Annotated in this window: 2 protein-coding genes; both read right to left on the bottom strand. The window is 51.3% G+C overall.

The genetic code is table 11. The features are described from left to right. Position 1 precedes the first annotated feature (1 nt). Positions 2–7,813, bottom strand: coding sequence for a non-ribosomal peptide synthetase (locus tag Q320_RS0105525; RefSeq protein WP_027468179.1), 7,812 nt, complete (start codon positions 7,811–7,813; stop codon positions 2–4). Between the two features lie 3 nt (positions 7,814–7,816). Next, entirely contained in the window at positions 7,817–11,080 is a 3,264-nt protein-coding gene (locus Q320_RS18600; RefSeq protein WP_051534496.1) for a non-ribosomal peptide synthetase, read from the bottom strand. Positions 11,081–11,135: the final 55 nt, after the last annotated feature.

Here is an 11,135-nt window from a genome sequence, read left to right as displayed (position 1 = left end):
TTCACACTTCCAAAGAGTCTATAAACGCCTCCAGCGAATCCATCGATTGTGTAGCGGGCTGCCGCTCCAAAACGCGCTGTGCATATAACATGACGTTTGACGCTTGGAAAATATCAAGCACATTGGCAGAAATTTTAAATTCTTTTTGCACGCGCGCAGTGAGCTGCATCGCCAGTAAGGAATGCCCACCCAGTTCAAAGAAATTATCGCTACGACCGACTTGCTCAATACCCAACACCCCAGCCCAGATCTGCGCCAAGGTCATTTCAATCTCACCTTGCGGCGCCTCATAAGACTGACTCGCCAGCTCAGGCTTCGGCAGCGCTTTGCGGTCAACTTTGCCGTTCGGGTTCAGTGGCAAGGCTTCCAGCGCTACCAAGATGCTTGGCACCATATAGTCGGGCAGTACAGCCGCGATGGCCGCTTTGAGTTGCGCGGTGTCTAGCTTGACGCCTGCTTGCGGCGAGACGTAGCCGACCAAGCGCACACCACCAGAACCTTCTTGCGCGACAACCACCGCTTCGCGTACCGCCTCTTGCGCCAGCAATTGTGCTTCGATTTCACCGAGTTCAATCCTAAAACCACGAATCTTCACTTGATGATCGAGACGGCCGAGATATTCCAGTTGCCCATCGGCACGCCAGCGCACTAGGTCACCAGTGCGATATAAGCGACCGCCGTTTTGATCGAATGGATCGGCGACGAAACGCTCCGACGTTAACTCGGCGCGATTCAGATAACCGCGTGCTAGCCCGATTCCGCCCAGATACAACTCACCCGCAGTGCCTTGCGGGACAAGATTGAATTCGGCGTCGAGCACGTGCGTTTGCGTGTCGGCAATCGGTCGGCCAATCGCGACGCTGCGCGTGGAGTCGCCGTCGCACGTAAAGTGCGTCACGTCGATCGCCGCTTCCGTCGGGCCGTACAAGTTGTATAGCTGCGTGTGCGGCAGCAGCGTCAACAACTCGGCCTGCACTTCGGCCGCCAGCGCTTCGCCGCTGCAAATCACGCGGCGGATGGAGGTGCATTCATTTACGCCTGCATGCGCAACGAAGGCTTGCAACATCGAAGGCACAAAGTGCAAGGTCGTCACTTGCACGGCTTGAATCAAGGCGCTAAGCCGCGCCGGATCTCGGTGATCGCCCGGTTGGGCGAGTACCAAACGTGCGCCAAACATCAGCGGCCAGAAGAACTCCCATACCGACACGTCAAAGCTGAACGGTGTCTTTTGCAGCACGGTATCGCTGCGATCGAGTTGATACGCCCCCTGCATCCACGCCAAACGGTTATACAAAGCGCAATGCCGATTGGCTGCGCCCTTCGGCTTGCCGGTCGAGCCCGAGGTGTAAATCACGTAGGCCAGATTGTTGCCGTGGATGGCGACGTCAGGGTTTTGCGTCGATTGCGTTGATAGATCTAATGTATCCAGCGTGATGACTTGGCTGTTGGCGCTTGGGATGCGCTGAATGAGCGACGTATGTGTCATTAGTGCATTAATTCCGCTGTCTGCAACCATATACCCAAGTCTATCCTGTGGATATTCAGGATCCAGCGGCACGTAAGCGCCACCTGCTTTCAGCACCGCCAGCAAGGCGACGACCATCTCGACGCTGCGCTCCAGCGCGATGCCAACTTTGCTTTCTAGGCCAACACCATTCGCGATCAAGTAATGCGCAAGTTGATTGGCACGTTGATTCAGCTCGGCATAGTTCAGCTCAACCTCACCAAAGATCAACGCCGTCGCACCAGGCCGCTGCGCGACTTGGGTTTCGATCAGGCGATGGACGAGCTGACTGGCATCGAAACGTTGCGGATTTGTGCCCAGCGTTTGCAACTCAGTTTGCTCGGCGATGTTGAGCAATTGCACATTGCCAACAACGTGGCTGAGTGCTGGCTCGACTTGCCCGTCGATGCCCGCGCCAGCTTGCACCAGCGTTTGCAGCACCTGCTGCCATTGCGTCAGGATTTGCGCCACTTGCTCGACGGCCAGCAGGCTTCGGTCGAAGCTGGCGTGCGCTTGCAAGGTGTCGGCCAAGGAGAAAGCCAAGGTCAGTGGATAGTTGGTTTGCTCGCGGTTGGCTAGCAGCTCAAACGTCGTCGCGCTCGGTGCCGCGTTCTTCAACGCTTCGTCAATCGGGTAGTTCTCAAACACCACGATACTGTCAAATAGCACTTGCCCGCTGGTTCCGGCCCAGCGCTGGATTTCGTACAACGGCGTATGTTCGTGTTCACGCGCGGCTAAGTTCTGGCTTTGCAGATTGCGCAACCAATCGCCAACGCCCAAATCGGCCTCGATGGCGCAGATCACCGGCAGCGTATTAATAAACATCCCTTGAATCTGTTCCGCACCAGCCAGTTCGGTCGGGCGTCCCGACGTGGTCGCGCCAAAGCACACGGTGCGCTGGCCAGTGTAACGGCTCAGCAGCAGCGCCCACGCGGCTTGCACCACGGTGTTGACAGTGACGCGTTCGCGTTTGGCGAAGGCGTGTAAGGCTTGCGTTTGCGCGGCATCTAAGCTCACCGCTTGCTCGGCATAGCCAGTATCCACCGGTGGTTTGGCGAGGCTGCCGACCAAGCGCGTTGGTGCTTCAAGTGCGGCCAGTTGTTGTTTCCACCAGCTTTCGCTGGCGGCGGCATCGCGGCTTTGCAGCCACGCGATATAGTCGCGATAGCGCCCCAATGGCGTGCCCAGCACTTCTCCCTGATAGGCGCGCAGCACGTCGCCCATCAGTTGCGAGGTGCTCCAGCCATCGGTGAGCAAGTGGTGATTGGTCCAAATAAAGTGATGTTGCTGCTCGCCGGTGCGTACCAAAAGCAAACGCGTGAGTGGCGCTTGTTCCAGCACAAATCCTTGTTCGAGCTCTTCCCGCGCCAGCGTATCGAGGGCGAGGCTGAGTTCTTCGCTGGCCGCTTGTTCGCGCCAGTCGAGCGACTCCCACGGCAGCGCCACCTGTTTGGCCACCCATTGCAGCGGCACGTCGCGTTGATGCAAGAAGCCGGTGCGCAGCACATCGTGGCGCACAAACACCGCTTGCCACGCCGCTTGGAAGCGTTCGGCATCCAGACCACGAATATCGACGCGCAGTTGATTCAAATACGCTCCCGCTTGCGGTTCAAACACACTGTGGAACAACATCCCGGCTTGCATCGGCGACAACGGATACAGATCAGCCAGTTGGGCGATGTCCAGCGGCAAGCTGTCGATGTCGTGCTGATTCAGCTGCGCCAACGGTAGATCAGATGGCGTGAGACCTTTCACCCCGCTGCAACAATGCGCGATCAACTCCTCAAGTTCGCTTTGGAAGGCTTGCGCCAAAGTATTGATCGACTGCGCTTGCCAACGCTGACTGCTATACGCAATCGACAGGCTCAAGCGGCCGCCATGAATTTGCCCATTGATCGACAGCTCATGCTCCATCAATGCCGCCGGATCAACGGCGTCACCGCTGTCCTCCTTGGCGACCGACCATAATGCGTCACCGCTGAAACTGCCTTCAAATTGCCCGAGATAATTAAACACCACCGCCGCCGACGGCACGTCGGCGAGTGCCGCGCGTTGCTCGGCCGAGCCGAGGTATTTGAATGCACCAAAGCCTAAGCCTTTATTTGGGATGCTGCGTAAGTCTTCTTTAACTCGTTTGAGCGCACTACCGATCTCGCCCAGCGGATTGAGCCGCACCGGGAACAGGCTGGTGAACCAACCGACGCTGCGGCTTAAGTCGATTCGGCTGTAAAGATCTTCACGACCGTGCCCTTCTAGGTCGATCAGCACTTGTTCACGACCCGACCATTGGCACAGTGCCCGACCTAAAGCCGTGAGTAACACATCGTTGATTTGCGTGCGATACGCTGCGGGTACTTGCTGCAATAGCGCTTGCGTCGCCGTAGTATCCAATTCAACCGCAACACTGGCTTGATATACGCCGCTGCGCTCACCCTGCGGATCATCGCAAGTGAGCGGCTGCGCCACTTGAGCCTGCCAATGCGCCAATTCAGCCGCGTATTGCTGCGGATACGTCGCGAGCGCCGCGCCCCACGCTTGATAACTGCTAGTTTTGGCCGGCAAAACAATAGCCGAACCCGACGCCGCTTGCTGATACGCCAATTGCAAATCTTCCAGCAATACGCGCCACGACACGCCGTCGACGACCAAGTGATGAATTGCCAGTAGTAAACGTTGTGAGGATGGTGATGGCGACGCCGAATCATCGTCAGCGATGTCAAACAGCACGGCGCGCAAAAGTGGACCACTCACCAAATCCAAACTACGCTGCGCCACATTGCAATGCGCCGTCAATTCAGCTTCGTTCGCTGCTTGGTGCTGCCACAGGCAATCGGCGGCCATTTGGCCATCGAACGCCGCGTAGCTTTGCGTCCAGCGACCTGTACCGCTCGATGTTTCATCGAATGTATACCGCAAACGCAAAGCATCGTGCTGCTGCAACAGCGCGCCCAAAGCTGCAGTCAGCGCCGCGACATTGAGTGGCTCACGACTTTGCAGCAAAACCGCTTGGTTTCTATGATTAGCTTTAATAGATTCTTGCAATAAAAAATGGCTTTGTATTGGCAGTAGATTAAATTTCTCTATTGAGAATAATAGAGACGCAGAAGGTTTAGCTCCCTTGATTTCTTGTATTTCATTGGCTAAGTGTGCAACCGTTTGCTTCTCAAAAATTAGCCTTGGCGCCAATTTATATCCTGCTCGACGTAATCTAGCTACAATTTGCAAGCTAATAATTGAATCGCCACCAAGGTCAAAAAAATTATCATCCCTTCCAATTTTATTTTTATTTAGCAATGTCTCCCAGATATTTGCGATTAATATTTCTTTATCACCTTGCGGCGCAGCAAATACATTTACACCAACCTCAGTCGTTTTAGGCAGTGCCTTTCGGTCAATTTTCCCATTTGCATTCAAAGGCAATTGACTTAGTTGTATGATGCTTGCTGGCACCATGTAATCTGGCAGTCTCTTAACCAGCTCAAATTTAATTTCTTCAATTGATGTATCTGCCACAACATAAGCCAACAACTGATTTCGTCCATCATCTAAAGATTCTGCAATGACAAAAGCCGCACTAACGCCATTTAATTTCAACAAAACAGCGGCGACTTCATCAGGCTCAACGCGATAACCACGAATTTTAATTTGATCGTCAGTACGCCCCAAAAATGCCAGACTGCCATCGGCTAAAGTTCGAACTCGATCACCAGAACGATACATTCGTTCACCACTGCCAAATGGATTGGCAATAAATCGTTCCGCAGTCAATTCTTTTCTATTTAAATAACCATTCGCCAGTCCAACGCCACTTAAATACAATTCGCCTGCAATCCCTTGCGGAACGATTTGCAGTGACGAATCTAAAACATACGATTTTATCCCGGGCAAGGCTCGGCCAAGCGGTAAATACTTTGCACTGCGGTCAGCTTGATCTGCTGATTGGGTTAATACGCCCACCGTTGTTTCGCTAGGACCATAATGATTTAACACAAGGCACTGAGGCTTTAATTGCGTAATTTTATCTAACAACAGCCATGACGTAGCCTCTCCACCAACAATCAAACAATGCTGTGGTAAGACATTTCCTGGATTGGCTGCGTGCAATAAAGCCTGCAAATGGCTAGGAACAATTTTAAGAATATCCACTTGATTGCTAGACATGTAATTCGCAAACCTGTCTGGATCAAATGCACACTCAGCTGAAATTAAATGTAGTAAACGTCCAGAGCATAGCGCACCATACAAAGTGGTATGCCCTAAATCTGCGGCAACAGTAGAAATCATTGCCATACTTTTAACATCATCATTGAGCGCCATTTCAATAAGTATGCTTTGCACATAATTAGCCAGCGCCGAATGAGGCACGACAACGCCCTTAGGTTGACCAGTAGAACCCGATGTATAAATAAGGTAGGCAGCCTGCTGTGGATGAATGATGGGTAATGCAATATTGCTTGATTTAATACTTTGATCAAAATTTAAAGCTAGCTGCGCCGTCTCTTCTGCCCACGCTACAGGCGTCTTCGACAATAGAAAATTCGCTTGGCTATCTTGCAATTGATATTGCAAACGCTCTATGGGTAATTGAGGATCGAGCGGAACATAACACGCGCCAGCTTTGAGTGCCGCTAACATCCCCAAAACAAATTCGCAACTACGCTCTGCGTGAATCGCAACCCTGCTGCCATTACGCACGCCATTTTCAATCAATTTGGCAGCCAAATAATCTGAATGTAAATCAAGCTCTTGAAAACTATATTGCTGCTCTTCAAATTGAATTGCAGCGGCATGTGGATGCTGAGCAACTTTTTGCTGCCATAAAGCAATAACCGTCGCATCTCCTTGAATCGGCGGTAAAAATATCGCGGGCGCACCGATTTGCGACTCACCTAAAGCCAGCTTTGGCGTTTTAACCGCTTGCAACGCCAGAGTTTGGAATACAGAGGCGAAATTTTCTATCGTTGCTTGATTAAATAAATCAGCAGCAAAAATAAAATTTAATTCAATACCATTGCTAGCATCAACAAAATCAAGACTCAAATCAAAATGAGTTGAACCGGCATTCACTCCAGACAATTGTAATTGTACTTTCCCCATTTGAGCAGGAAAAGCACGATCCGCTTGCTCTGTACATTTCACTTGAAATAAAGGATGAATACCTAGATGACGATCCGGCTGCAAATGGCGAACTAAAACATCAAACGGCATATCTGCATGTGCTTGCGCTTCTAATACAGTTTCACGCACAGAGCTTAATAATGAATCAAAGCCTAAGCTTTCATCTAAACAAGTCCGCAACACTAAGATATTACTTAGATAGGCAACTAAACTTTGTGATTCACTCAATTGACGATTAGCTACAGGCGAACCAATCCGTATATCATACTGTCCTGTGAATTTATTTAAACCCCATGAGAACAAGGCAAGAATCACCATATATAACGATGCATTATGCTCTTTTGCCAATTGGCGCAACTGACTACTTAACTCAGTTGATAAATTAATTAAATACTCAGACTGAGGATGTGCTTCACCTAAGCATTCAGGATGATCGTAAGGCAGAGCCAATACTGGGTGCTCATTACCTAAAGTACTCTGCCAGTATGCTAATTGCCTATCCGCCTCGCCAGCATCTAAGCACAATCGTTGCCAAATTGAATAATCGCAATGATTAATTTCTAATGGTTTTAATGGAGAAGGTAATTTTTCAACAACTGCGTCATAGCTTTGTACTAATTCATCAATGACAATCCCTAAAGACCATCCATCCGCAGCAATATGATGTATTGAAATCGCTAACAGATATTCATGCATACTAATTTTGTAAAGTTGCGCTCGAAATGGTGCTTCTTTATCAAGATCGAACGCCTGTTTGACAAATATTTCGGCCTGATTCATCGCGAGTGACTCAGCCATCACAGAGTCACTTAAGTCAATTAAATCTAACCTAGGAATAACCACTTTTTTCAAGCTAGGCGGCTCTGTATTGCCATTAATACAATGATGTAAAGTGTCGTGCCGCATTTGCAAGAAAAATAAAACATCAGCTAACAATGCTGAATCTAGTACACCAGACAATCGAATAATGCCCGGAATATTATATGCAGCGCTCTGCGGATCAAGCTGCCAAGTTAGCCATAAGCTTTGCTGAGCGTATGAAATAGACAATATATTTTTACGATCAGCAGGAATAATCGGTAATTCATTAAAATTAACGCCTGCCATGGCTAATTTTGATAAAAATGCTTTTCGTGAATTAGCATCTAACAACTTGAAACGCTGCGACAGTTCTATTGCATTGAAACTCATGGCTTAAACCTCAAACTCGGCAAGTAAATCATTAATCGTGGATAGTTTATCTAATTGGGCAGCTTGCCCATTCAAAGTATGTCGTGCAAAATCTTTTAAGTTTGGCCACTCAAAAAAGCTGCGAATAGCAATTTGCCACCCGTGCTTCTTCTTTAATAAAGCGGCAGCTTCCATTGCTTTTAATGAATGCCCACCTACTTCAAAGAAATTATCGTCTCGACCGACTTGCTCCAACCCCAAGATCTCAGCCCAAATCTGCGCCAAAGCCGTTTCAATCTCACCTTGCGGTGCTTCGTATGACTGGCTCACCAGCTCAGGCTTCGGTAGCGCTTTGCGATCGACTTTGCCGTTCGGGTTCAGCGGCAAGGACTCCAACACGACGAGGACGCTAGGCACCATATAGTCGGGCAGCACGGCGGCGATGGCGAATTTGAGTTGTGTGGTATCGAGCGTGATGCCTGCATGCGGCGAGACATAGCCGACCAATCGCACGCCACCAGGCCCTTCTTGCGCGATAACGACAGCTTCACGCACCGAGGCTTGCGCCAACAATTGCGCTTCGATTTCACCGAGTTCAATCCTAAAACCGCGAATTTTGACTTGATGGTCGAGACGGCCGAGGTATTCCAGCTGCCCATCGGCGCGCCTGCGCACCAAGTCGCCAGTGCGATATAAACGCTCGCCGTTTACATCGAACGGGTCGGCGACGAAGCGCTCGGCGCTGAGTTCAGCGCGATTTAAGTAGCCGCGTGCCAAACCGACGCCGCCAATATAGAGTTCGCCCGCTGCGCCAATTGGACAATGCTGCAAATTCGCGTCCAACACCCAAAGTTGCGTTGCGGCAATCGCGCGCCCCAAGGTGATTTCGACGTCGCGTAGGCAATGCACGCTCGACCAAATCGTGGTTTCGGTCGGGCCGTACATATTCCACAGTTCAACGCCGCAACTGCGCAAAATCTGCGCTAAATCGGCTTGCAGCGCCTCGCCACCGCACAGGCCTTTGATGCCCTGCTTCGGCAACCAACCTAAGGCCAGCAATACGCGCCAACCCGAAGGCGTCGCTTGGATCACGCTGGCTCGCGCCGCCAAAGCCAGTACCGATGCCGTTCCTTGTTCGGCCAGCAGAATTTGCGCGCCGCAAATCAATGGCAAATACAACTCCAGCCCCGCAATATCAAACGCCAACGACGTCAAGGCCAATAGCTTGTCATCGGCATTCATTCCTGGGGCGGCTCGCATACTATGCAGGAAATGGCTGAGCGCCTCATGTCGCACAGCCACCCCCTTCGGCTTGCCAGTCGAGCCCGAGGTGTAAATCACATACGCCAAATTATCACCGTGGATGACAATGTCAGGGTTTTGGATTGATTGCTTCGACAAATCCAATGTGTCGAGCGCGGTGACTTGGCTGTTGCTACTTGGTATACGATTAATCAGCGAGGTATGTGTCAGTAGTGAATTAATTCCGCTATCTTCGACCATATACATTAGGCGATCCTGCGGATACTCAGGATCGAGCGGTACATAAGCGCCACCCGCTTTCAGCACCGCCAGTAAAGCGATCACCATTTCGACACTACGCTCCAGCGCGATGCCGACTTTGCTTTCTAGGCCTATGCCTTGCTCAATCAAATAATGCGCCAGCTGATTGGCACGTTGATTCAGCTCGGCATAGCTCAGCTCCACTTCGCCAAAGATCAACGCTATTGCGTCGGAGCGCTGCGCGACTTGTGCTTCAATCAGGCGATGGACGGGCTGACTGGTATCGAAACGTTGCGGATTCGTTCCCCAAGCGTTGAGTTGTGCCACTTCATCGGCAGCAAGGAAGTTCAGGCTGGCGAGGCTTTGCTGCGGCGTGGCGACCAACTGCTCTAAAATCATCACATAATGCTGCGCCATCCGGGCGACGGTTTCGGGCTTAAATAGCGCGGCAATATAAGCGAGGCGTGCGCTTACGCGACCATCGGCGTGCTCGGTGGTTTGTAAGTCGAGTTCAAATTGCGCGATTTCTTCGATGACTTGAAAATCTATTAATTGCGCGTCGGGTAGCGAGGCTAAAGCACTTAAATCTTGCCGCAAATGGTTATACATCACTTGGAATAGCGGATTACTGCCCTGCGTTCGCTCGGGTTTGAGCGCTTCGACCAATTGATCGAAGGGCAAATCCTGCCAAGTTTGCGCACCCAGCGCCGTGTCGCGCGCACGATCAAGCACCTCGCTTAAGCTTAAATCTCCGTTAATCTCACCGCGTAGCACTTGCGTATTCACAAAAAATCCGACTACGCCGTGTGTTTCTAAGCGGTTGCGGTTGGCGATGGGAACGCCGATACGAATATCATTTTGCCCGGTATAGCGATACAGCAAGGTTTGAAAGGCGGCTAAGAGCAGCATAAACAGCGTTGCACCACGCTGTTGTGCCAGTGTTTTTAATTGTGTAAGCAGCTGCGCAGGAAGCGAGAAATGATGCTGCGCTGCCAGCTGCGCCATATCAGGTCGGCGTGGATAATCGCTGGCGAGCATCAAAACCGGATGTGTATCGCCGAGTTGTTCACGCCAATACGCCAACTGACGCTGCATTTCACCAGCCGCCAGCCACTCGCGCTGCCACGCCGCGTAGTCGGCATACTGGATAGGTAACTCGGGCAAAGTGGCGCTAGTGCCAGCCACGGCGGCGCGATAAAACGCCGCCAATTCTTGCACCAAAATCTGCATCGAACTGCCGTCAGAGACGATATGATGCATGACGACGACGAGTTGAAAATCATCGTCGGTCAATTGAAAAAGTCGACAGCGCAACAAGGGGCCGCACGTTAAATCAAAGGGCTGCGAATTAAATTCACGGCTTTGCCGCTGACAACTCAGTTGTGGGTCGCTGCTTTGGCGTAAGTCGATGCAATCCACGTTCAGCGTGACGACGTCTTGCACTTCTTGCTCGGCCAAACCATCGTCGGTGGCACGGAAAATAGTGCGCAGCGACGCATGGCGCTCGACGACTTGCTGCAAACTGGCTTGTAATGCGGCAAGCTTGATTTGGCCAGTAAAACGTAAGCAGCCGCATAAATGATAAGCGCTACTGTTTGGCTCTAATTGCCATAAAAACCACTGCCGCTGCTGTGCATGCGACAGGATTTTGCTACCGGAGCGGCGAGGAATGGCTTGTGCGGACTGCGCCGCTTGCGCATCGCTTTTTCCGCGCAAACGTTGCGCCAATAAGGCTTTTTGCTCAGGGCTAAGTTGGGCGCGCCGCGCCGCGATGGTATCGCTCATAATAATCATTCCAGTTTATTTCGCCGACGTGGGCGAGGCAAAAATCACCCGCGCT

The sequence above is a fragment of the Deefgea rivuli DSM 18356 genome (assembly GCF_000620145.1).
Taxonomy (GTDB): Bacteria; Pseudomonadota; Gammaproteobacteria; order Burkholderiales; family Chitinibacteraceae; genus Deefgea; species Deefgea rivuli.
This window is presented reverse-complemented; position numbering and strand designations above follow the sequence as displayed.

What these genes read in the sequence shown, in the direction of transcription:
- Q320_RS18600 (WP_051534496.1), bottom strand. Translation starts at nt 11,080, where the DNA reads ATGAGCGATACCATCGCGGCGCGGCGCGCCCAACTTAGCCCTGAGCAA.
- Q320_RS0105525 (WP_027468179.1), bottom strand. Translation starts at nt 7,813, where the DNA reads ATGAGTTTCAATGCAATAGAACTGTCGCAGCGTTTCAAGTTGTTAGAT.